Source organism: Pseudomonas sp. GM24 (genome assembly GCF_000282235.1).
Taxonomy (GTDB): domain Bacteria; phylum Pseudomonadota; class Gammaproteobacteria; order Pseudomonadales; family Pseudomonadaceae; genus Aquipseudomonas.
Genome location: NZ_AKJR01000080.1, coordinates 18,404 through 41,075, shown reverse-complemented (window position 1 = coordinate 41,075; position 22,672 = coordinate 18,404). Strand labels below are relative to the sequence as shown.

Genomic DNA, 22,672 nt, shown 5'->3' with positions numbered 1-22,672 from the left:
CTCGATTTTTCAGGTCGATGCAGGGCGCCAGACACCTCGGTCGGTCCCCTCTCCCTCTGGGAGAGGGCTAGGGTGAGGGAAAATGCAGTCACCGCCAAAATCAACTGGCCAACTCGGTCAAACGCACCCGCGCCCACTCTTCAATCAACCGCGCCGGCGTGCCACACACCTTACGCTTGAAGACAAAATTTCGGCACTTCTCGGCAAACTGATGGCGGTTGTAGAGCATGTCTTCCTGCATCTCCTGCAACTCGGTTTCGCGGCATTGCTGGATCAACGCCTGATCAACCCGCGCCTTGCGCTCGCGCACCGCGGCATAGGTCGGATCGCTCAGCACAGCATTGGCCCGTTGCAGCAACCACAACGAAAACTCGTCCGGGCAGCGCGGGCCAACTTCCTGAACCATGCCCAGTTGCCACGCCTGCACCGCGCTTACCGGCAGGCAAGCCTGGGTCAATTGCTCGGCCATCGCCGGGCCGACGGCGCGGGGCAGGCTGTAGGTCCAGTATTCGGAGCCGTACAAACCCATGCTCTTGTAATGCGGATTGAGCACGATATCGGCGCGGGCAAACACGATGTCGGCCGCCAGTGCGAGCATCACGCCACCGGCGCCCGCGTTGCCGGTGACGCCGCTGACCACCAGTTGCCGGGCCGTCAGCAGTTCTGCGCAGACGTCGTCGATTGCCTGAATATTGGCCCAGGCTTCGGCGCCAGGATCCTGCGCAGCCTGAATCACATTCAAATGCACGCCGTTGGAAAAACTGCCGCGCCCACCCTTGATCAGCAACACCTGGGTATCACGGGACTTGGCCCAGCGCAGCGCGGCGACCATGCGCTGGCATTGCTCGGTGCTCATGGCGCCGTTGTAGAACTCGAAGGTCAATTCGCCGACGTTGCCGGATTCGCGATAACGAAGCGGTTGATAGGCTTCGTCACTGAACGGCTGTGTAGCGATCGACCAGTCCAGCACCGGCACGTCGGTCAGTTGCCCGGCCAACAGGTGCCGCGCCGGTTGCTTGAAGGTTTCTTCGCCAGGTTGCGGTTTACGCCGCAGTGCGCCAATCCACAAACTTTGATCACCCGCTGCAACCAGCACCGCATCGTCATGCACCGCGAGAATCTCGCCGGGCATGCCGCTGCGCGAATCGAGGTGTGCGTCGTACACGTAATACTGACCGCCAGCGAGGCTCGCCAACACACCGGGCTGGCCGTCGGCGGCATCGATGCAACGTTTGATGAAGCGCGCGCAATCGTGCCAGCTGAAACTGCGGTCGACCTGTTTCATGTTCGGTTGCAAGCGCCCGCGCACTTTCGTATCGGCGTAATCCAGCGCCACCGGCTCAAAGCCTTCGACGAATTTCTCCACCACTTCGCGTATGCAGCGAATCGCCGCGTCACTGACCCGACCGTTGTACAGCTCGGATTTGCGCAGGCCCGCTGGCAGATTGAATTCGCAAGTGGCCCACACCGGGCCGGCGTCCATTTCCTCGACGGCCTGCAGCGCGGTGACGCCCCAGCTCGGCAGCTCGTTGGTAATCGCCCAGTCGAGGGCACTGGCGCCGCGATCGCCGACGATGCCGGGATGGATGATCACCACCGGACGCTCGGTGTTGCTCCACAGTGCCTGCGGAACGCGGTCCTTGAGGAACGGGCAGACCACCAGATCCGCGCCACTGTTCTCGATCTGTTCGCACACAGCCTGTTCATTGGTAAACAGCACGACGCTGGGTGAGTGCCCGGCCTCGCGCAGTTCCAGCCAGGCGCGTTGGGTCAGGCCATTGAATGCTGACGACAGCAGGATGATGTTGAGTGGTCGCATGCTTGCTCTTCCTTGAGTGGATTCAGCCACGGGCTCTCGCTGAGCCGTCCTTGGCTTTCGATGGAGCCGCGAGATTAATCAGTGGCCGGCCACGCGCCAGTGACCGAGGTCAACGTTGTGTCAGCCAATGTTTCTGCGGCGACGAAGCGGCTTATGCTCAATGGTTTGCTTGTGCTGATTTTTTATTACTTCAAATGTCTTCGAGGCTATTGCACAGTCGCGCCTGATCAGAGCCGGACGATCCCGGCAGAACGATGGTTTTTCGCAGCGGGTGGGACCCGTTTCAGGGAGCAAGGCATGGGTGGGTACAACCCGCATTACCAGATCATCGGGCAGATGTTCCAAAAGGACTATCGCTGGCTGTGCGCTGCCGTTGGCCGCACGCTGGGTTGCCCGCACAGTGCGCAAGACATTGCCTCGGAAACCTTTTTGCGGGTATTGGCACTGCCGGACCCCACGGCCATTCGCGAGCCACGCGCGCTGCTGACCACCATCGCCCGGCGGCTGGTGTACGAAGGTTGGCGCCGTCAGGACCTTGAACGCGCTTATCTGGACAGTCTGGCGCTGGCGCCCGAGCCGGTGCATCCGTCCCCGGAAGAACGCGCGCTGGTGATCGAAGCACTGCTGGCGGTCGATCGCCTGCTCAATGGGCTGTCGGCCAAGGCAAAAGCGGCGTTTCTCTACCATCAACTCGACGGTTTGACTTACAGCGAGATCGGCGAGCGCCTCGGCGTGTCCACCAGCCGCGTGCAGCAATACATGGTCGAGGCGTTCAAGCGCTGCTATCAGGCGATGCAGGCATGAGGCCGGACGAAGCGGTGATCGACGAGGCGGCGCAATGGTTGGCGTTGCTGCAATCGGGCGAGGCGGGCATGGCCGAGCGGGCCGCATTCGAGGCTTGGCGTGTTGCTGATCCTCGGCATCAGCAGGTCATCGAGCAAATGGGCGGCGGCCTCAATCTGCTGCGTAACCCGAGCCTGCGCAACGTGCCGCGCAACAGCCTGCTGCACAGTCTCAATGCGCCGTCGAGTCGGCGACGCTTTATCAGCGGCAGTTTGAGTGTGCTCGGCATTGCGCTGTTGGCCGGGTTGCTCGGACGGCGTTACGGCTGGCTGCCGGAGGCGGGGGAGTTGTCGACCGGAACCGGCGAGCGACGCGACTTCACCTTGGCCGACGGCAGTGCGCTGACCCTCAACGCACGCAGCCGTGTGGTGCCTTTGTTCGATAGCCAACAGCGCCTGCTCGCCTTGCGCAGCGGTGAGTTGTTGGTCGACGTAGCGAAAGATTCGGCGCGACCCTTTGTGGTCGAGACCGGGCACGGTCGCATGCGTGCACTGGGGACGAAGTTTCTCGTGCAGTACAGCGAGGAGGCGACGCGATTGGTGATGCTTCATTCGCAAGTTGAAGTAGTCACCGCAGGTGGCGCGCGGCAAGTGGTGGCGGCCGGCGAAAGTCTGCTGTTCAACGGTGTCGGACTGCTGGCGCTGGAGCGCAGCAACGGCCAGGAAAGTGCCTGGGTGCAGGGGCGCCTGGAAGTGCGCGACCGGCCTCTGCGCGAGGTCATCGACAGCCTGCGCCGTTACCGTCGCGGCATTTTGCATCTGAGTCCGGAAGTTGCCGATCTGCGCCTCAGCGGGCTGTATCCGCTCGACGACAGTGATCGCACCCTGCAACTGCTGGAGCACTCGCTGCCGATCCGCGTGACCTGGCACAACCCGTACTGGGTAAGCGTCGACGCGCGGTTATAAATCCATAACTTCTTGGCCTAATCGCCGCCCTATAAAAAGCGCTGGCCCGCTGCTCATTCCCTGCAGATGCCTCCAACAGGGAAACCCTTCGATGTTCTCATTCAAACAACAATTACCTCGATTGACCCTCGCCGCTGCCTTGGCGCTGGGCCTCAGTCCACTGGCGGCAGTCGCTCAGGAACCTGCTGCGGCGGTGTTCACCTTCGACATCGCTAGCGGACCGCTCGACGAAGTGTTACTGGGCATCTCGCGACAGAGCGGTGTGCCGATTTCCTTCAGTCAGGAGCTGGTGCAGGGCAAACGCAGCGCGGCAGTGCGCGGCGCGTTGGGCGGTCGTCAGGCAGTAGAAAAAGCCTTGCTCGGCAGTGGGCTGCAAGTCGAGCAAAGCGCTCAGGGCCTGACCGTTCGCGCAGCCGATGCGCCGGTGAAAGTCACTGCCGTGGCACCGGTCACCAGCGCCGATTACCGCATGGAAAAAGTCACCGTCACCGGCTCGCGCATTGCCCGCGCGCAAAGCGATGGCGCGACGCCGGTCAACGTCATCACCCACGAAGAAATGGAAGCGCGCGGCTACAAAAACGTCTACGACGCCCTGGCCACGCAAACGCAAAACACCGGCATGACCCAAGGCGAAGATTACGGCAATACCTGGCAACCGGCGGCCAGTGCACTCAACCTGCGCGGCCTCGGCCCGAACCATACGCTGGTGTTGATCAATGGCCGTCGCGTGGCCGATTACCCGACGCCATACGACGGCAAGGTCAACTTCACCAACCTGGCGAACATTCCGTCGGCGGTCATCGAACGCATCGAAATCCTCAGCAGCGGCGCCTCGGCGATTTACGGCTCGGACGCGATCGCCGGGGTGGTCAACATCATCCTCAAGGACAAGATCAACGGCGTCGACGTCAATCTCAAGGGCGGCACCAGTGAGCGCGGCGGCGGTGACAACCAGCGTTTGCAGATCAGTGGCGGCGGCAGTTGGGGCGACTTCGACGGTTTGTTTGGCCTGGAGCTGACTAACCGCGATCCAATCTGGGCCGATGACCGTGGCTTTATGCAAAACGGCCCGCTGGCGGACGTCGGTTACCGCCGCGACCTGAGTAACAGTCGCTATCTGGGACCAGGTTGCGGCGCCTATCAGGGCATCTTCGACAACAAACTGGTCAACAGTGGCGGGCGCTGCCGTACCGACCAGATGTACAACGATTACTGGACCGTGCAGACCCAGAAAGAAAACTACGACGGCTACACCCGTGGCACTTGGCATTTCAGCGACAGCGGTCAGGTCTTCGCCGATTTGATGTACGGCCTCGACCACATCCAGAACAACACACGCGGGCCGACCTTCACCTCGCCGGACTTCATCAACCAGAACAGCGGCAATCTGGAACGCTGGTATCGCCGTTTCGGTGAGGAAGAGATCGGCGGACGCACCAGCAATAACAGTAAGTGGCGCGATACCTCGTGGACCGGCACCCTCGGCCTCTCGGACAAGATCGCCGACACCGGCTGGAGTTACGATCTGGCGGCCAACCGCTCGGAGTATCGCAGCGTCAGAACCACTCGCTACACGCCGCTGTCATCGATTCAGGATTTCTACCTCGGCCCGCAGTTGGGTGTGAGCGGCGGTTATCCGGTGTTCGCCCCGGACGCCTCGCGGCTCGACCGGCCACTGACGCCGCAGGAGTGGCAGCAGTTTCGCGGCAACCTGACCCAGAGCAGCAAGTCGGTATCGACCAGCTACAACGCTTCGGTCAACGGTGATCTGTTCGATCTGCCGGCCGGTCCAGTGGGCTTCGCCGGGGTGCTGGAGGCGGGCAAGCAGGAATACCGTGTCGATCCGGATGACGGCCTCAACGACGGCACGTTCTACGGCGTAAGCCCACAGCAAAGCTCCGGGGGCTCGCGCAAGCGTTATGCGGCGGGCGGCGAGTTCAGCATTCCGGTCACCGACACGATTCTGGCGACTGCCGCCGGGCGCTGGGATCAATACAAGTTCAGTGGCCGCACCGAGCAGCAGAAAACCTACAACCTCGGGCTGGAATGGCGCCCGGTGACCAGCCTGTTGCTGCGCGGCAGTTACGGCACCAGTTTCCGTGCGCCGGACCTGAACTACATCTATCAGTCCGACAGCAACGGCTACTACCCGGCGCAAATCGATTACTACGGTTGCAGCCAAGGCGTGGAGGGCGCCTGTGATCGTGGGCGGGTCGACTACACCCAAAGCGGCACGGCGAACCTGGAGTCGGAACGCGGTAAATCATGGACCTACGGATTTGTCTGGTCACCGTCGCGCAATTTCGATTTCTCCACGGATTTCTGGCGCGTGGAGATCGACGATCTGCTGACCACCGTCGATGAAAACCGCTTGCTGCAACAAGAGAACGAGTGCCGCAATGGCACTCAGGACATCAACTCGGCCAATTGCCAATCGACGCTGGCGCGCATCGATCGCAACGCCGGCAATGCGGCGGTCGATCCGAACCAGCTGAATCGCGTGCGGGTCAACGCGATCAACGCCGCGAGCGAGCGGGTCAGTGGTCTGGACTTCAAAAGCAACATCCGCTGGGGCGCCGGGCAGTACGGTGCGTTCAGTTCGGCGCTGGGCTACACCCTGGTGCTGTCGCATTACTACAAGGAATCGGAAGAGGCGCCGACACAAGACTGGCGCACCTCACGCACCAACTACGACTGGCGCAGCAAGGTCAACGCCAGCCTGACCTGGGATTATCAGAAAGCCACGGCGACGCTGATGGGCATTCGTTACGGCTCGGTCACCAATGGCGCGGGAGACGGGCGTCTGTCGCCGTGGACGGTGTTCAACGCCAGTGCGCGTTACAAACTCAATGATCGGGCGAGTGTCGGCCTGACCGTGAACAACGTGCTTGATCAGGTTAAACACGACGACTCGGCGGGGTGGCCGTACTACCCGACTGGCAACTATGACCCGTACGGACGGCAATGGTGGCTCGATGTGAGTTATCACTTCGGCGGCTGATGGCTGGAATTTCGCGTTTACGTCCTACGGAAATTGGCGATTTTTGCGGCAAGCAGGGGATATTTCCGACGACTTTTTCAGGTTGGTCGTCGGAAGCGCGACCTATAGCATCGGACCTGACATTGAAGTCGCTGAGCGGCTTGAACGCTCAGGCTCCCAGATAAAGGATCGATTATGCGTACCCCTCACATCGAGCATGAAACGCCTGCTTATTCTCATCGGTATTTTTGGCGCGATGATCGCGCCAGGTGCCCTATGGAGGATGTCGCGATGCCCACAGTACAAACACCTCGGCTCACGGGGCTGAAAAAGGCCGACGGAAAACCTGTCGAGTTGCTCGTGAACGGCCAGAACATAGACGACGATGCCTTGCTGATCGTCCACCTGACTGACCAGGGCTTTGAATTGAGCGACGTCGTCAACATGCTTTCAACCTCCGAGCTATATCTGCAAGGCGACATGGTCAAGCGTATCACCGGCAAATCTGTCAGAACCGTGCGCCGTCTCCTGAAGGAGGGCAATCCGGTACGGCTTGACCCGCAGCAGAGTGTCGTCGCCTACCAATACGCATTGGTGCTGGAAATGGCCATTCGGGCATTCGGGGGACAGCCACGGGCGGAGGAGTGGATGCAGAAGCCCACCCCTTACCTGAACGGCCACGTGCCGTTGGAGTTGACCCGACACCCACTGGGTTTCCAGAGGGTGGAGCAACATTTGGGTCGGCTCATTTACGGGGTTACTCCATGAATCCCTTGCCCTGGGATGAACGTTGGTATGCGTGGCGACTGGATCCCGAGGTATACCGATGTACGTGGGACAGCGGGATTGGTTCAGAGGTGAACGGAGGCCGGTGGAATGCACCCGGCCGGCGTGTCGTTTACGCCTCAGTCGATCCGTCCTCTGCCATTCTGGAGGTGGCCGCTAATCGCAGTTTTGATGTGCTGGACAAGGAGCCTTATGTACTGACCTGCTTTGAAGTTATCAGCGACGCAAGGGTCAGAATCGTACAGCCGGAAGAGGTGCCGAATCCTTACTGGCTGAGTCCAGCACCGCCTTCACCCAATCAACAGCGGTTTGCCGACGCTTTGCTGGCTGAGCATCCATTTGTACTGATCCCATCAGCGGCAACCCGGCATTCGTGGAATTTGCTGGTGAATTGCGATCTGGCAGAGGGGCAGTTCAAGATGATCTCTCAGGAGCGTTTCGGGCTGGATACCCGCTTGTTGAAGGAAGTGGCATTGGCTTGATACTGAGGCATGGCATTTTTTGCATAACCTCATCACCCAACGGTCTAAACCGTCCTCTATAAATCCTGATTCGTCATCGCACATCCCTGCATAAACCAAAACGCAGGGATGGCTGTTCATGATTCAGTTTTCACCCGTCAAATCACCTTTGAGCCTGGCCTTGCTGCTGGCAATCAACACGCTGCCGGCCATCGCCGCTGATAGCGCGGCAACCGAACCGACCACTCAACTGCAGCGTGTCGAAGTCACGGGGACGGCAATTCGCCGGGTCGATGCAGAAACAGCGGTACCGGTCACCATCCTGCGCGTCGAAGAGCTGCGCGAGCAGGGCGTCACCACCACCGAGGAACTGGTCAGCCGCATTTCCGCCAACCAGTCTTCGGTTGGCTCCGGACGTTCGGTGGGCTCGAGCAGTGGCGGCGCGTCCTATGCAGACTTGCGTGGCATCGGCCCGAACAAGACGCTGGTGCTGCTCAACGGTCGCCGCCTGAGCAACAACGCGACCAACGCGATCAATGGCTCGGGTGTCGACCTCAACACCATTCCGTTTGCCGCCATTGACCGCGTGGAAGTGCTGCGCGATGGTGCCTCGGCGTTGTACGGCACTGATGCGATTGGCGGAGTGATCAACTTCATCACCAAGACCAGCCTCACCGAAGGGCAGATCAGCACTAACTACGACACACCGACGCACTCCGGTGGCGGTGAAAGCCGCAACTTCAGCGGCAGCTGGGGCTTCGGTGATTTGCAGGATGATCGCTTCAACGTGTTCGGCGTGGTCAGCTACGACAAGCAGCAACGTCTGGCTGCTGAGGATCGCGGCTACACCTACAACTATCAGCCGAACCGTGGACTCGACTACACCTCCGGCACCGCATCGCCGGCCAACTGGAGTCAGGGCAGTAACGCCACCAACCCCTTGGCCGGCTCCGGCTGCAACGCACCGGGGTTGCTGGCGCGCAACGGCATCTGCCGGCAGAGCCTGTGGAACTACCTCGATCTGGTGCCGGAAACGGAGAAGACCTCGGCCTTCGCCAAAGCCACCGGCAAGCTGTCCGACGATCACAACGTCAGCCTCGAATACTTCTGGGCGCAAAACGAAAACCGCACGCAAATCGGCCCCGGCACCTTGATGGGTAATCAGGTCAACCCCGGTACGACGTTCTATCCGGGTAACGGCATCACGCCGGGGCCGAACGGCTTTGCCCTCGACCCGACGCAGCCGGTCGACGTGAACTGGCGCGAAACCGCCGTCGGCGCGCGCCAGCACGAAGACGACAACACCAGTCAGCGCTTGCTGCTGAGTTTCGACGGCACGCTGGTCGGTTGGGATTACAACCTCGGTGCCTCGTACAACCAGAACAAAGTGGTCAACAGTATTCAGGACGGTTACGTCAACGACCGCGCCGTCAGTGCCGGCATTGCCAACGGTGTAATCAATCCGTTCGGCCCGCAGACGGCTGCCGGCTCGGCGCTGTTGGCGGCCAACGCGGTGGACGGCGATTACGCCACGGCGGTCGGGCGGGTGAAGGCTATCGACGGGCGCATCAGCCGTGAAATCGGCGACTGGTTCGGTGCCGGCCCTTCGGCACTGGCGTTGGGCGGCGAATACCGCAAGGAAGATTTCCATCAGGATTTCGCGCAGTTTGCCGGCGACGTGCAAAGCCTCGGTGTCGATCCCAATGGCAGCGTGGCCGGCGATCGCAGCGTCTCGGCCGAGTACGCCGAGGTCAACGTGCCGGTGCTCGACAGCCTCGAACTGTCCGCTGCCGTGCGTCACGACAAGTACAGCGACTTCGGCAGCACCACCAATCCGAAGTATTCGTTCCGCTTCCAGCCGTTCAAGGAACTGGTGGTGCGCGGTGCCTACAGCGAAGGGTTCCGCGCGCCCTCGTTGTATGAGTTGTACAACCCGACCTTCACCAGTTTTACCAACGCCAACTACAACGATCCGCGCTTGTGCGCTGGCGGCAATCCGAGCAATGGCGGTATCGCCAACCGTGATTGCGCGCAGCAGTTCAATCGCACCAGTGGCGGCAATACCGACCTGAGCCCGGAAACCGCGCGCAACGTTACCCTCGGGTTTGTCTATCAACCGTTCGAGCGCCTGAGCGCCGGGCTGGATTTCTGGTGGATCGACATCGCCAACCAGATTGCCGAATTCCCCGAGTCGGCGGTGTTCGACAATCCTGAGCTGTACCCGGATCGCCTGATCCGCAAGCCGGATGGCTCCATTGACCACATCGTTACCGGCCTGGCCAACCTCGGCAAGATCAAGACCAGCGGCGTCGACGTCAGCTTCGATTACCGTCTGCCGAGCACCCCGTACGGCAATTTCGGCATCGGCCTGCAAGGCACTTACGTCACTCGCTATGACTATCAGCAACAGCTCAAGGGCGACTACATCGACAAACTGGGCGATTTCCGTGGCGGCGACTTTGCTTCGGCGGGCGCCGTGGCGCGCTGGCGGCACAGCCTGACCGGCAGCTGGAATTACGGCCCGTTCGGCGCGGCCCTGACCAACCGCTACACCAGCGGTTACCACGACTCTGATCGCGACACTCACGACTATGTCGGCTCTTACAACGTCTGGGATCTGGCCGGCACCTACACCTGGCGCAAGACCCTGAGCGTGACCCTCGGCGCGAAAAACCTGTTCGACCGCGAACCACCGTTCAGCAACCAGACGTACACGTTCCAGAGCGGCTACGACCCGAAATACGGCGATCCGTTTGGGCGGACGCTGTACACGCGGGTCAGTTACAAGTTCTGAAACCAGCCCTGTAGGAGCTGCCGAAGGCTGCGATCTGTTGATCTTCCAACGGCGAAAGATCGCAGCCTTCGGCAACTCCAACAGAACGGGCTTTAGCAGTTGGTGCGGATTTTAGTCACCTATTGATCTAAAGCCCGCCCTATAAAAATCGCCGGCCTGTTGCACATCACAGGTAGGCAGAAGGTGTATTGGCTGTTCTGGCCTCATCGCTGGCAAGCCAGCTCCCACATGGAATTTGTGAACACCACAGACCCTGTGGGAGCTGGCTTGCCAGCGATGAGGCCAGTAGCAGCACCGTGTAAAAGGATCTGCCCATGTTCTCCAGGCTCATTTTATTCAGCGCATGTGCGCTTTTAACGCCGTTCAGTTGGGCCGCACCGCAACCCGCGTTAACGGTCTACGGCGAACCCGCCAAATACGCCCCCGACTTTCAGCACCTGGCCTACGTCAACCCCGATGCACCGAAGGGCGGCAGCCTGCGCCGTTCTTCGCTGGAAAGCGGCCCGTTCGATCACCTGATTCCCTATACCGACAAAGGCACTGGCGTGGCCGACATCGATGGCTGGCTCTACGCACCGCTGGCCTATCGCAGCAAGGACGAGCCTTACAGCGTCTACGGTCTGGTGGCGCAGCAGATGGAGCTGGATCCGGATCGCCGCTGGATACGCTTCTACCTGAACCCGAAGGCGCGTTTCGACGACGGCACGCCGATCACCGCCGAAGACGTGCGCTACACCTTCAACCTGTTCACCACCCAGGGCAGCCTCAAATACCGCCAGCAGTTTCGCGATGTCGCTGAAGTCGTCGTGGAGTCGCCGACGCAAGTGCGCTTCCTCTTCAAGAACAACGACAGCCGCACCTTGCCGCTGGATCTGGCGACACTGCCGGTGCTGCCCGAACATTGGTGGCGGACCCGCGATTTCGCCGAGGGTGGTGGTTTCGAGATCCCGCCCGGCAGCGGTCCGTATCGCCTCAGCGCGGTGGATGCCGGGCGCAGCGTGAAATTCCAGCGGGTGCAGGACTGGTGGGCGAAGGATCTGCCGATCACGCGCGGTTTGTACAACTTCGATCAATTGAGCGTGGAGTTCTTCGCCGACACCGACGTGTCACGGCAGGTGCTCAAGGCCGGTGGCTTTGATTACAACCGCGAATTCTCCGCCACCAGTTTCACCATCGGTTACGCGGGGGTCGCACTGGAGCAAGGCAAATTACTCCGCGAACATCTTGCACCCGGTGCTGCGCAAGGCGCGCAGGGCTTTGTGTTCAACCTGCAGAAACCGCCGTTTCAGGATCGTCGCGTGCGTCAGGCGATCGCCATGCTCTGGGATTTCGAGTGGACCAACCGACAGATGATGCGCGGCATGTACCTGCGTCAGCGCAGCTTCTTCTCCCACAGCGCACTGGCGGCCACGGCATTGCCGGATGCCGAAGAGTTGAAGATTCTTGAGCCGTTGCGCGGACAGATTCCCGATGAAGTGTTCACCACGGTGTTTGAAGCACCGAAAACCGATGGCAGCGGCAACGTCCGCGCCGAACAGTTGCAGGCTTTGAAATTGCTCGAAGCCGCTGGCTGGAAACCCCGTGGCGATCAATTGGTGAACGCCAATGGCGAGCCGCTGCACTTCACGTTTCTCAATGGCCAGAAAGGTTTTGAACGACTGTTGTTACCGTTCAAACGCAACCTCGCGCAGATCGGCATCGGCTTCGATATCCGTCAGGTCGACACCGCGCAATACACCAACCGCGTGCGCAATCGCGACTACGACATGATCGTCGCCGGTTACCCGGTGAGTCAGGCGCCGGGGCGCGAGATGTTCAATTACTTCGGCTCAGATGGCGCCGCTGATCCCGGCTCGAACAATTACATGGTGCTGCGCGACCCGGCCGTCGATGCCCTGCTCGAAGGGCTGGTGCGGGCCGACAATCGCGAGAGTCTGCTGCGCCATGCTCATGCGTTGGATCGGGTGTTGCAGTGGGGCTATTACTGGGTGCCCAACTATTACCCGCCGGGGATTTCCACGGTGTGGTGGAACCGCTTCGGCCGACCGGCGATTGCGCCGCTGTACGACGCCGGCCTCGACACCTGGTGGGAAATCAGCCCGACTGCACTGACCACAAGCGAGATGCACAAGGAGTACAGCCATGTGGGGTTATAGCCTGCGGCGTCTGCTGCTGATCGTGCCGACCTTGTTCGCGATCCTGCTGGTCAACTTCGTTATCGTCCAAGCCGCGCCCGGTGGCCCGGTGGAACAGGCCATCGCGCGCTTGCAGGGAATTGGCGTCGGCGCGGCGGTGGGTTCCAGCCATGTCGAAACCGTCGGTGGCGAGTCTCGCGCCACCCGAGGGCTGGACCCGAAACTGCTGGCCGATATCGAGCGTCAGTATGGCTTCGATAAACCGGCCAGCGAGCGTTTGTGGCTGATGCTCAAAAGCTATGCGCGACTGGATTTCGGCCAGAGTTTCTTTCGCGGTGCCAGCGTCACGCAACTGATCTGGCAGAAACTGCCGGTGACCTTGTCGTTGGGCGTGTGGGCGACGCTGATCACCTATCTGGTGTCGATTCCGTTGGGCATTCGCAAAGCCGTGCACAACGGCTCGGCGTTCGATGTCTGGAGCAGTGTGGCAATCATCATCGGTTATGCGCTGCCCGGATTTCTCTTCGCGCTGCTGCTGATCGTGGTGTTTGCCGGCGGCACGGCGCTGGACTGGTTTCCGGTACGCGGGCTGGTCTCGGACAACTTCGCCGAACTGTCGCCATGGGCCAAGGTGGCCGACTATTTCTGGCACTTGGTGTTGCCGGTGATTGCCTTGGTCATTGGTGGGTTCGCCACGTTGACCATTCTGACCAAGAACAGCTTTCTCAATGAGATCTCACGACTGTACGTGGTCACAGCGCGTGCCAAAGGGCTGAGTCAAAGGCAGGTGTTGTACGGCCATGTGTTTCGCAATGCGATGCTGCTGGTCGTCGCCGGTTTGCCGCAAGCCTTGGTGACGGTGTTCTTCGGCGGCTCGCTGTTGATCGAAGTGATCTTTTCCCTCGATGGTCTCGGCCGTCTCAGTTACGAAGCGGCGGTGGCGCGCGACTATCCGGTGGTGTTCGGTTCGCTGTTCATCTTCACCCTGTTCGGCCTGCTGATAAAACTGCTCGGCGACCTTTGCTACACGCTGGTCGACCCGCGCATCGACTTCACCGCGAGGGTTGCCTGATGTTGACGTTATCTCCGATCGGCCAGCGCCGCTGGGCGCGCTTCAAGACGCATCGCCGTGGTTGGTGGTCGTTGTGGCTGTTTCTCGCGTTGTTCGGCCTGAGCCTTGGCGGTGAACTGGTGGCCAATGACAAACCGCTGCTGGTGACGTATCAGGGCGACTGGTATTTCCCGGCGTTCAAGCGCTACACCGAGCAGGACTTCGCCGGTGAGTTGCCGTTTCAACCGGACTATCGTAGCGCGCAGGTGCGGCAATTGATCGAGGGGCAGGGCGGGCGGTTGTGGTTTGCGCCGATTCCGTTCGCGTTTGACACGGTCAATTACGACCTGACGGAGCCGGCGCCGAGTCCACCCAGCGGCGACAATTGGCTGGGCACCGATGATCAGGCGCGCGACGTGCTGGCACGGGTGATATTTGGCGCCCGCGTGTCGCTGCTGTTTGCCTTGGCGCTGACGGCGGCGAGTGCGCTGATCGGCATCGCCGCGGGAGCCTTGCAGGGTTACTACGGCGGCTGGGTCGACCTGATCGGTCAGCGCTTGCTGGAGGTCTGGTCGGGGCTGCCGGTGTTGTACCTGCTGATCATTCTGTCCGGGTTTGTCGAGCCGAATTTCTGGTGGCTGCTGGGGATCATGGCGCTGTTTTCCTGGTTGAGCCTGGTCGATGTGGTGCGGGCCGAATTCCTGCGCAGTCGCGGTCTGGAGTACGTGAAAGCGGCGCGGGCGCTGGGTGTAGGTGATGCGCAAGTGATCGTTCGGCACATCCTGCCCAATGCCATGAGCGCAACGCTGACTTATCTGCCGTTCATCCTCACTGGGGCAATCGCAACCTTGTCAGCACTGGATTTTCTCGGTTTCGGCATGCCGGCGGGCAGCGCTTCGCTGGGCGAGTTGATCGGCCAGGGCAAGAGCAATCTGCAAGCACCGTGGCTGGGTTTCACCGCGTTCTTTGCGTTGGCGCTGATCCTCTCGCTGCTGGTATTCATCGGCGAAGCCTGCCGCGATGCGTTTGATCCGAGGACTTGAGATGCCTGAACACTTGATTGAAATTCGTGACCTGCGCGTCGCCTTCAATGGCCAGCCTGTGGTGCACGGCATCGACCTCGATATCCGCCCCGGCGAGTGCCTGGCACTGGTCGGCGAATCCGGTTCGGGCAAATCCGTCACGGCGCACAGCATTCTGCAATTGCTTGACCCGGCCATCACCCGGATCGACGGCAGCATCCGCTATGACGGCACGGAACTGCTGGGCGTGCATGAGCGCTACTTGCGGCAATTGCGTGGCAACCGCATCGCAATGATTTTTCAGGAGCCGATGAGCTCGCTGAACCCTTTGCACACGATTGAGCGGCAACTGGGTGAAAGCCTTGCGCTGCACAAGGGGTTGGCCGGAGCGGCTGCACGTCAGCGAATTGTGCAGTTGCTCGAACTCGTGGGTATTCAGCGCCCGCGCGAGCGGCTCAAGGCCTATCCGCATCAACTCTCGGGCGGTCAGCGCCAACGGGTGATGATTGCCATGGCACTGGCCTGCGAGCCGCAGTTGTTGATTGCCGACGAGCCGACCACTGCGCTGGACGTGACCGTGCAACGCAAGATTTTGTTGCTGCTCAAAGAACTGCAGGAGCGCCTGGGAATGGCGCTGTTGATCATCAGTCATGATCTGAATCTGGTGCGCAATATCGCTCAGCGGGTGGCAGTCATGCGTGGAGGATTGATCGTCGAGCAGGCGCCTTGTGAACAGTTGTTCAGCACGCCGCAGCATCCTTACAGCATTGAGTTGCTCAACGCCGAGCCGGGTGGCGAGGCGTTATGTCGGGAACCCGCTGAGGATTTGCTGGAGGTGCGTGATCTCAATGTGCGCTTCCGTTTGGGCGGTGGTTGGCTGCGCGCGAAGTCTTGGTTGCACGCGGTCAACGGCATTGATTTGCATCTTCAGCGCGGTAAGACCTTGGGGATTGTCGGCGAATCCGGTTCAGGCAAGTCGACACTGGGCCAGGCCATTCTGCGTTTGCTCGATGCCCAGGGCAGCATCCGCTTTCAGGGCGAGGCGCTGGAGCACTTGAGCGGCAAGCAACTCAGACCGCTGCGCAAACGTCTGCAAGTGGTGTTTCAGGATCCGTTCGGCAGCCTCAGCCCACGCCTGTGCGTGGAGCAGATCATCGCTGAAGGTTTACAGGTGCACAGCGATTTGAACGCCAGCGAGCGTGAGAGGGCAGTGATTGAAGCGTTGCATGAAGTCGGTCTCGATCCGGCTACCCGCCATCGCTATCCCCACGAGTTTTCCGGTGGTCAGCGGCAACGCATCGCCATTGCCCGGGCGCTGGTGCTCAAGCCCGACTTGATCCTGCTGGATGAACCGACGTCGGCACTGGATCGCACGGTGCAAAAGCAGATCGTCGCGTTGTTGCGGCGTTTGCAGGCGGAGCACGGCTTGACCTATCTGTTCATCAGCCACGATCTGGCGGTGGTGCGCGCGTTGGCCCATGACTTGATTGTGATGAAGGACGGTGAAGTGGTGGAGCGTGGCGAGACGAGTACGCTGTTTCATGCGGCGCGGCATCCGTATACCCGGGAGCTACTGGCCGCTTCGTTCACCGGGTAACCCTGTAGGAGCTGTCGAGTGAAACGAGGCTGCGATCTTTTGACTTTGCTTTCTAAAAAAACAGGGTCAAAAGATCGCAGCGTGCCGCAGCTCCTACAAGGCCGAAACGCAAAAATCCCGCCACAGGGGGCGGGATTCTTGTGTCACTGAACGCGTTATTACGACGGGAACAGCTCGGACAGTTTCATCGACAGCATCATGTCGCCTTCAACGCGCAGCTTGCCGCCCATGAAAGCCTGCATGCCGTCGGTTTCGCCGCTGACGATACCTTTCAGGGTTTCGCTGTCCAGCACCAGCGTGCAGTTGGCATCCGGGTTTTCGCCTTCCTGGATATCGCAGGTGCCGTCTTTGACGATCAGCGAGTACTGCTTGTCTTCGTCAGTGATGTTGAAACCGAAGACCAGATCCAGACCGGCAGCAGCGGCTGGGTTGAACTTGGCTTGCATTGCTTTTACGGCATCGGCTACGGAGGTCATGGTTCGATCCTTATGAGGTTGATTACAGCAAGGTTCACAGTTAACCGGACTCAGCGAAAAGTGATGAGTTCCGGAGCCTTCAACAGCTGCAGATGTGCATGACTGTTGAAGGCGGCCAAAGCCACCTCGCGACCGCGGAACTTCAGCAGGTTGAGCGAGGTGTTGACGATTTGCCAGTTCAATTCAAAAGCCTGTTTAGCCGGCATTTGCGTAATGAGGTGGAGCAGGGCGGTGATGGTGCCGCCGGAGGTGAACACGGCGATTTTCTGGTTTTTATCGGCCAGATCAAGAATCCGCTGCAGCCCGGCCTGAACGCGTTCGACGAACCCCAGCCAGCTTTCCAGCCCCGGTGTGTCATAAGTGCCGGCCAGCCAGCGCTCGATGATCAGGGCGAAAATGCGTTGGAATTCGCCACGGTTTTGCGCTGCGTTGCGCAAGATGTCGAGCGCTTCCGGCTCGTCCGCCAGCATGTCCGGGAGCAGCGCGCGGATGACCGCGTCGGCATCGAATTCGTTGAAAGCGGAATCGGTTTCCAGCGTCGGCACCGGCAAACCTTTGGCGGCGAATTGCGCCAGCGCGCTGGTGGCCGTGTGCTGCTGACGACGCAGGTCGCCGGCAAGGCAGCGATCGAAGCTGATACCCAGTTCAGCGAGGTGCTGACCGAGGATTTCTGCCTGGCGCACACCGGTCGGCGAGAGGACGTCATAGTCGTCTGCACCAAAGGAGGCCTGGCCATGTCGAATCAAGTAGATGCTGCCCACGTCCGCGTCATCCCGGTACGTTGAAGGTTGTGGCGAGGTTATGAGGATGACGGGTAGCTGTCAATGAAAAAACATACGCTTGTTTGAAATGCCCGTTACAGGGGTGTTGCCAGAGGTTTCACGGCTGGCCGACAAGCCGGCGCATGGGTATGCTGGAGCCATCCCGCGTGTGTCTGAAATCCGCGCATCGTTTAAGGAGTCTCTGTGGAGTTTTTCACCGAATACGCCAGCTTCCTGGCCAAGACCGTCACCCTGGTGATCGCCATTCTGGTGGTGCTGGCCAGTTTTGCTGCATTGCGCAGCAAGGGCCGGCGCAAATCGGCCGGTCAGTTGCAGGTCAGCAAACTCAATGATTTCTACAAGGGCCTGCGCGAACGCCTGGAGCAGACCTTGCTCGACAAGGATCAGCTCAAGGCCCTGCGCAAGGGCGAGGCCAAATCGGAGAAAAGCGAGAAAAAGAAGAAGAGCAAGCCCGAGACCAAGTCACGGGTGTTCGTGCTGGATTTTGACGGCGACATCAAGGCCTCGGCCACCGAAAGCCTGCGCCATGAAATCACTGCACTGCTGACCCTCGCCACACCCAAAGATGAAGTGGTTCTGCGTCTGGAAAGCGGTGGCGGCATGGTTCACAGCTACGGTCTGGCGTCCTCGCAACTGGCGCGTATCCGTGAAGCCGGCGTGCCGTTGACCGTGTGCATCGACAAGGTCGCGGCCAGCGGCGGTTACATGATGGCGTGCATCGGCGAGAAGATCATCAGCGCGCCGTTCGCGATTCTCGGCTCGATTGGTGTGGTCGCGCAGTTGCCCAACGTCAACCGTTTGCTGAAGAAACACGACATTGACTTTGAAGTCCTCACCGCCGGTGAGTACAAGCGCACCCTGACCGTGTTTGGCGAAAACACCGAGAAGGGCCGGGAGAAGTTCCAGGAAGACCTCGACATCACTCATCAGTTATTCAAGAACTTCGTCGCCCGCTACCGTCCACAACTGGCGATCGACGATGTCGCCACTGGTGAAGTCTGGCTCGGCGTCGCAGCACTGGATAAACAATTGGTCGATGAGCTCAAGACCAGCGATGAATACCTCGCAGACCGAGCGAAAAAGGCCGAGGTCTATCACCTGCACTATGCCGAGCGCAAAAGCCTGCAAGAGCGCATTGGCATGGCCGCCAGCGGTTCGGTTGATCGCGTACTGTTGAGCTGGTGGAGTCGCCTGACCCAGCAGCGTTTCTGGTAAATCGAGCAGGCATAAAAAAACGCCGGTCACATGACCGGCGTTTTTTTGTCCGCGCTAAACCAGAAGACTTAGCGGCGACGGAACAGCGGCAGCGGCTCGTCGGTGGCAGCCTGGTAGGTCACCGAAAAGTCCTTGAGACCTTCCAGGGCTTCGTACGGATCTTTGTCCGCACGCACGGCAAAGGCGTCGAAACCACAGCGGTGCATGTAGAACAGCTGATCGCGCAGCACGTCGCCAATCGCCCGCAGTTCACCTTTGAAACCGTAACGGTCACGCAGCAGGCGGGCGTTGGAGTAGTTGCGGCCGTCGGTGAACGCCGGGAAGTTCAGGGCAATCACCTGGAACTCGGCAACGTCTTCACCGATTTCTTCGGCTTCTTCGTCGGCGTCCAGCCATACACCCAGACCGCCGTCGCGAGCCTTGAGCATGCGGCTGTGTTCACGCCACAGTTGCAGCGGCACGATCAGATCGTCGCAGTTGCTGATCTCGTCGATGTTGAAATCCTTGGGCAGCAAGTGCCAGGTTTCGTCGACGACCTCGTTGTTCTTAATGATTCGCTGCATAGACGCGTTCCTTGAAGAGGTCGATGCCAATACGCTGGTAGGTGTCGATGAAGCGCTCGTCTTCGGTACGTTGTTCAACGTACACGTCGATCAGCTTCGAGATCACATCCGGCATGGCTTCCTGAGCGAAGGACGGGCCGAGGATCTTGCCCAGGCTCGCATCACGGCTGGCGCTGCCGCCGAGGGAGACCTGGTAGAACTCTTCGCCTTTCTTGTCGACGCCGAGAATGCCGATGTGGCCGACGTGGTGGTGACCGCAGGCGTTCATGCAACCGGAGATGTTCAGGTCCAGCTCGCCGATGTCGAACAGGTAGTCGAGGTCGTCGAAGCGGCGCTGGATCGACTCGGCAATCGGGATCGACTTGGCGTTGGCCAGCGAGCAGAAATCACCGCCAGGGCAGCAGATGATGTCGGTCAGCAGGCCGATGTTCGGCGTAGCGAAACCGCCTTCACGCAGTTCGCCCCAGAGGGTGAACAGTTGGCTTTGCTCGACGTCGGCAAGAATGATGTTCTGCTCGTGCGAGGTGCGCAGCTGACCGAAGCTGTAGCGGTCGGCCAGATCGGCGACGGCATCGAGCTGCTTGTCAGTGATGTCGCCCGGGGCAACGCCGGTCGGCTTCAGCGACAGGGTCACGGCGACATAACCCGGCTTTTTGTGCGCCAGGGTGTTGCGGGTACGCCAGCGGGCGAAACCCGGATGCTCTTTGTCCAGCTCGGCCAGTTGCGCAGTCTGGTTGTCCAGCGCCTTGTAGTCCGGGTCGACGAAGTGCTTGGCCACGCGCTGCAGTTCAGCGTCGGTCAGTGTGGTCTGGCCACCGCGCAGGTGTTCCATTTCCGCATCGACTTTCTGTGCGAACACTTCAGGCGTGAGTGCCTTGACGAGGATCTTGATCCGCGCCTTGTATTTGTTGTCGCGACGGCCGTAGCGGTTGTAGACACGCAGGATGGCGTCGAGGTAGCTCAACAGGTCCTGCCACGGCAGGAACTCGTTGATGAACGCGCCAACGACTGGCGTACGACCAAGGCCACCGCCGACCAGCACGCGGAAACCCAGTTCGCCGGCGGCGTTGTGCACCGGCTCAAGACCGATGTCGTGGACTTCAATGGCCGCACGGTCAGCAGTCGAACCGTTGACGGCGATCTTGAATTTGCGCGGCAGGTAGGCGAATTCCGGGTGGAATGTAGTCCACTGACGGACGATTTCGCACCATGGGCGCGGGTCGATCACTTCGTCGGCGGCGACACCGGCGAACTGGTCAGTGGTGACGTTGCGCAGGCAGTTGCCGCTGGTCTGGATCGCGTGCATCTGCACGGTGGCCAGTTCAGCCAGAATGTCCGGGATGTCTTCCACCGCCGGCCAGTTGAACTGCACGTTCTGCCGCGTACTGATGTGGGCGTAGCCCTTGTCGTAGTCGCGGGCAATCTTGGCCATCATGCGCGTCTGACGCGAAGTCAGCTGGCCGTAAGGCACCGCCACACGCAACATCGGCGCGAAGCGCTGGATGTACAGGCCATTTTGCAGGCGCAGGGGGCGGAATTCTTCTTCGCTCAGCTCACCTGCCAGATAGCGTCGGGTCTGATCACGGAACTGCTTGACGCGGTCCTCGATGATCCGCTGATCGTACTCGTCGTATACGTACATATAAGTCCTGTTCTCAGGCTTGGGCCATTCGGAGTAGCACTGCGTTTTCGCTTGCCGGAGTCCGATTGTGCCTCTGCAATTCTGCGCGCACGGCCGCGCACTCCCTAACGGAGCCGGGGCAATATACCCGTTTGCAGTTATGCGCAAAAGTGATGTTTGAGTATATGTAAAGAACCAAATCGCCTAACGAGAATCGCTGTCAACTAATCCACATTTGTCGTGCGGACAATCATCGTCTTAACTGTGGTCGAGTCTTTCTGCAATCACCGATAAAACCGACAAGAGGCGATGCAATGAGCAATCCGACCAAGGCAAGAAAAAGCGACAGCAGTGTCGATGCGTGGGCCATTTTGTTCCTGATCATTCTCGTGGTAGGAACAGCGGTATTCTGGGTCAGCCATCAGTAAACGACCCATCCGGGCCCGCTTCCGACAAATTGTCGGACAAAAGCGGGATCAGGCATCAATAGCCGGTGGAACGAGGGCTATAATGCGCGGCCATTTTTCCTTGGGCCCGGATGCTTCATGTTCAAGTTTTTGCAAATCAGTCTTCTGTTGTTCGTCGCGCTGTTCCAGACCGGCGCGCGGGCAGAGTCTGTGCTGTTTTTGAATCCGGGTTCGACGCAGGAAGCCTTCTGGGTCAGCTATTCGCAATTCATGCAGGCGGCCGCCCATGATCTGGGCATCGATCTGCAGATTCTCTACTCCCAACGCCAGCCCGAACTGACCCTGGCTCAGGCGCGTGTCGCGTTGCAGGGGCCGAATCGTCCCGAGTACCTGGTGTTCGTCAACGAACAATACGTCGCCCCGCAAATTCTGCGTCTGGCCGAGAACAGCGGCGTGAAGCTGTTTATGGTCAACGCGGCACTGACACCTGACCAGCAAGCGCTGGTCGGCGAACGGAATGACCGCATCGGCAGTCTGGTGCCGAACGACGAGGAGGGCGGTTACCTGATGATGAAGGAACTGATCCGCCTGCACCCGCCGACGCCCGCTGCCGAACCGATTGAAGTGTTGGCGTTCTCCGGGCTGAAAGTCACCCCCTCGGCGCAATTGCGCGAGCGTGGCATGCAACGGGCGCTGGCCGAACACCCTCAGATGCGTCTGCGGCAATTGGTCTACAGCGGCTGGAACCAGGAACGCGCCTATGAGCAGGCCAAACAGCTGTTCGCCCGTTACCCGAAGGTGTCGCTGGTGTGGTCGGCCAATGATGAAATGGCTTTCGGCGCGATGCGCGCGTACGCCGAGACCGGCAAAGTCGCCGGCAAAAATGCCTTGTTCAGTGCGGTCAACACCTCACCGGCGGCCTTGCAGGCGCTAGTTGACGGGCGCCTGAGCGCACTGGTCGGTGGACATTTCACCCTGGGTGGCTGGGCGTTGGTCGAGTTGCATGACGTTGAGCAGGGCGTCGATTTGAATCACTACGGCGGCCGTGACCGGCAGATTCCCTTGTTGCAATTGATCGACAAATCGCATGCCCGGCAAATGCTGGCCATGGGCAAGTCGCCGAACTACGGCGTGAATTTCCGCAAGCTCTCGGCCAAGGGGCAACCGGTGTCGTATCGCTACCCGTTCACCTTGCAGACCCTGATGCGCTGATCA

The 22,672-nt window shown here is 60.2% G+C and carries 17 protein-coding genes; 12 read left to right on the top strand and 5 right to left on the bottom strand.

The features are described from left to right. Positions 1-100: 100 nt before the first annotated feature. On the bottom strand, positions 101-1,819 hold the full coding sequence (locus PMI23_RS12060; RefSeq protein ID WP_007912549.1) for a hydrogenase maturation protein: 1,719 nt from the start codon (positions 1,817-1,819) through the stop codon (positions 101-103). 297 nt (positions 1,820-2,116) lie between these two features. On the opposite strand from PMI23_RS12060, the gene PMI23_RS12055 reads away from it, so the two are divergent. The 10 genes from PMI23_RS12055 to PMI23_RS12010 all read left to right on the top strand — a co-directional run bounded on the left by PMI23_RS12055 (position 2,117) and on the right by PMI23_RS12010 (position 16,393). Then, on the top strand, positions 2,117-2,623 hold the full coding sequence (locus PMI23_RS12055; protein WP_007912551.1) for a sigma-70 family RNA polymerase sigma factor: 507 nt from the start codon (positions 2,117-2,119) through the stop codon (positions 2,621-2,623). Then, positions 2,620-3,567, top strand: coding sequence for a FecR domain-containing protein (locus PMI23_RS12050; protein ID WP_007912553.1), 948 nt, complete (start codon positions 2,620-2,622; stop codon positions 3,565-3,567). Before PMI23_RS12055 ends, PMI23_RS12050 begins: the two co-directional genes overlap by 4 nt. A gap of 91 nt (positions 3,568-3,658) precedes the next feature. Then, entirely contained in the window at positions 3,659-6,568 is a 2,910-nt protein-coding gene (locus PMI23_RS12045; protein ID WP_007912555.1) for a TonB-dependent receptor, read from the top strand. Positions 6,569-6,838: 270 nt separating this feature from the next. After that, positions 6,839-7,315, top strand: coding sequence for an antitoxin Xre/MbcA/ParS toxin-binding domain-containing protein (locus PMI23_RS12040; RefSeq protein WP_007912557.1), 477 nt, complete (start codon positions 6,839-6,841; stop codon positions 7,313-7,315). Further along, positions 7,312-7,815, top strand: coding sequence for an RES family NAD+ phosphorylase (locus PMI23_RS12035; protein WP_007912559.1), 504 nt, complete (start codon positions 7,312-7,314; stop codon positions 7,813-7,815). The genes PMI23_RS12040 and PMI23_RS12035 overlap by 4 nt, the downstream gene beginning before the upstream one ends. Positions 7,816-7,933: 118 nt before the next feature. Then, positions 7,934-10,588 carry a TonB-dependent receptor gene (locus tag PMI23_RS12030; protein WP_007912561.1) on the top strand — a complete coding sequence of 885 codons (2,655 nt, stop codon included), beginning with the start codon at positions 7,934-7,936 and terminating at the stop codon, positions 10,586-10,588. A 314-nt stretch (positions 10,589-10,902) separates the two neighbouring features. Continuing rightward, positions 10,903-12,744: an extracellular solute-binding protein gene (locus PMI23_RS12025; RefSeq protein WP_007912562.1), complete on the top strand. Its 1,842-nt coding sequence runs from the start codon at positions 10,903-10,905 to the stop codon at positions 12,742-12,744. Next, on the top strand, positions 12,731-13,795 hold the full coding sequence (locus PMI23_RS12020; RefSeq protein WP_007912563.1) for a microcin C ABC transporter permease YejB: 1,065 nt from the start codon (positions 12,731-12,733) through the stop codon (positions 13,793-13,795). The genes PMI23_RS12025 and PMI23_RS12020 overlap by 14 nt, the downstream gene beginning before the upstream one ends. Further along, a complete protein-coding gene (locus PMI23_RS12015) occupies positions 13,795-14,817 on the top strand; it encodes an ABC transporter permease (RefSeq protein WP_007912564.1) in 1,023 nt (340 codons plus the stop codon). Before PMI23_RS12020 ends, PMI23_RS12015 begins: the two co-directional genes overlap by 1 nt. Before the next feature lies 1 nt (position 14,818). Further along, the gene (locus PMI23_RS12010) at positions 14,819-16,393 is read left to right on the top strand and encodes an ABC transporter ATP-binding protein (RefSeq protein WP_007912565.1); all 1,575 of its coding nucleotides are present in this window, start codon (positions 14,819-14,821) and stop codon (positions 16,391-16,393) included. A gap of 158 nt (positions 16,394-16,551) precedes the next feature. Here PMI23_RS12010 and PMI23_RS12005 read toward each other — a convergent pair whose 3' ends face one another. Together PMI23_RS12005 and PMI23_RS12000 are read right to left on the bottom strand one after the other, a co-directional pair. Next, on the bottom strand, positions 16,552-16,869 hold the full coding sequence (locus PMI23_RS12005) for an SCP2 sterol-binding domain-containing protein (protein ID WP_007912567.1): 318 nt from the start codon (positions 16,867-16,869) through the stop codon (positions 16,552-16,554). Between the two features lie 50 nt (positions 16,870-16,919). Then, positions 16,920-17,630, bottom strand: coding sequence for a histidine phosphatase family protein (locus PMI23_RS12000; protein ID WP_007912569.1), 711 nt, complete (start codon positions 17,628-17,630; stop codon positions 16,920-16,922). A gap of 204 nt (positions 17,631-17,834) precedes the next feature. Here PMI23_RS12000 and sohB point away from each other — a divergent pair, with 204 nt between their 5' ends. Further along, positions 17,835-18,866 (top strand): protease SohB, encoded by a 1,032-nt coding sequence (gene sohB / locus PMI23_RS11995; RefSeq protein WP_007912571.1) that lies wholly within the window; start codon positions 17,835-17,837, stop codon positions 18,864-18,866. Between the two features lie 68 nt (positions 18,867-18,934). Here sohB and PMI23_RS11990 read toward each other — a convergent pair whose 3' ends face one another. After that, positions 18,935-19,429: a DUF934 domain-containing protein gene (locus PMI23_RS11990; RefSeq protein WP_007912572.1), complete on the bottom strand. Its 495-nt coding sequence runs from the start codon at positions 19,427-19,429 to the stop codon at positions 18,935-18,937. Continuing rightward, entirely contained in the window at positions 19,413-21,071 is a 1,659-nt protein-coding gene (locus tag PMI23_RS11985) for a nitrite/sulfite reductase (RefSeq protein WP_007912574.1), read from the bottom strand. Before PMI23_RS11985 ends, PMI23_RS11990 begins: the two co-directional genes overlap by 17 nt. 524 nt (positions 21,072-21,595) lie before the next feature. Between PMI23_RS11985 and PMI23_RS11980 the strand changes: the two genes are divergently transcribed. Beyond that, positions 21,596-22,669: an ABC transporter substrate-binding protein gene (locus PMI23_RS11980; protein WP_007912581.1), complete on the top strand. Its 1,074-nt coding sequence runs from the start codon at positions 21,596-21,598 to the stop codon at positions 22,667-22,669. The last annotated feature ends 3 nt before the right edge of the window (positions 22,670-22,672 follow it).

What these genes read in the sequence shown, in the direction of transcription:
- PMI23_RS12005 (WP_007912567.1), bottom strand. Translation starts at nt 16,869, where the DNA reads ATGACCTCCGTAGCCGATGCCGTAAAAGCAATGCAAGCCAAGTTCAAC.
- PMI23_RS12050 (WP_007912553.1), top strand. Translation starts at nt 2,620, where the DNA reads ATGAGGCCGGACGAAGCGGTGATCGACGAGGCGGCGCAATGGTTGGCG.
- PMI23_RS12040 (WP_007912557.1), top strand. Translation starts at nt 6,839, where the DNA reads ATGCCCACAGTACAAACACCTCGGCTCACGGGGCTGAAAAAGGCCGAC.
- PMI23_RS11980 (WP_007912581.1), top strand. Translation starts at nt 21,596, where the DNA reads ATGTTCAAGTTTTTGCAAATCAGTCTTCTGTTGTTCGTCGCGCTGTTC.
- PMI23_RS12025 (WP_007912562.1), top strand. Translation starts at nt 10,903, where the DNA reads ATGTTCTCCAGGCTCATTTTATTCAGCGCATGTGCGCTTTTAACGCCG.
- PMI23_RS11990 (WP_007912572.1), bottom strand. Translation starts at nt 19,429, where the DNA reads ATGCAGCGAATCATTAAGAACAACGAGGTCGTCGACGAAACCTGGCAC.
- PMI23_RS12035 (WP_007912559.1), top strand. Translation starts at nt 7,312, where the DNA reads ATGAATCCCTTGCCCTGGGATGAACGTTGGTATGCGTGGCGACTGGAT.
- PMI23_RS12015 (WP_007912564.1), top strand. Translation starts at nt 13,795, where the DNA reads ATGTTGACGTTATCTCCGATCGGCCAGCGCCGCTGGGCGCGCTTCAAG.
- PMI23_RS12030 (WP_007912561.1), top strand. Translation starts at nt 7,934, where the DNA reads ATGATTCAGTTTTCACCCGTCAAATCACCTTTGAGCCTGGCCTTGCTG.
- PMI23_RS12010 (WP_007912565.1), top strand. Translation starts at nt 14,819, where the DNA reads ATGCCTGAACACTTGATTGAAATTCGTGACCTGCGCGTCGCCTTCAAT.
- PMI23_RS12020 (WP_007912563.1), top strand. Translation starts at nt 12,731, where the DNA reads ATGTGGGGTTATAGCCTGCGGCGTCTGCTGCTGATCGTGCCGACCTTG.
- PMI23_RS12045 (WP_007912555.1), top strand. Translation starts at nt 3,659, where the DNA reads ATGTTCTCATTCAAACAACAATTACCTCGATTGACCCTCGCCGCTGCC.
- PMI23_RS12060 (WP_007912549.1), bottom strand. Translation starts at nt 1,819, where the DNA reads ATGCGACCACTCAACATCATCCTGCTGTCGTCAGCATTCAATGGCCTG.
- PMI23_RS11985 (WP_007912574.1), bottom strand. Translation starts at nt 21,071, where the DNA reads ATGTACGTATACGACGAGTACGATCAGCGGATCATCGAGGACCGCGTC.
- PMI23_RS12055 (WP_007912551.1), top strand. Translation starts at nt 2,117, where the DNA reads ATGGGTGGGTACAACCCGCATTACCAGATCATCGGGCAGATGTTCCAA.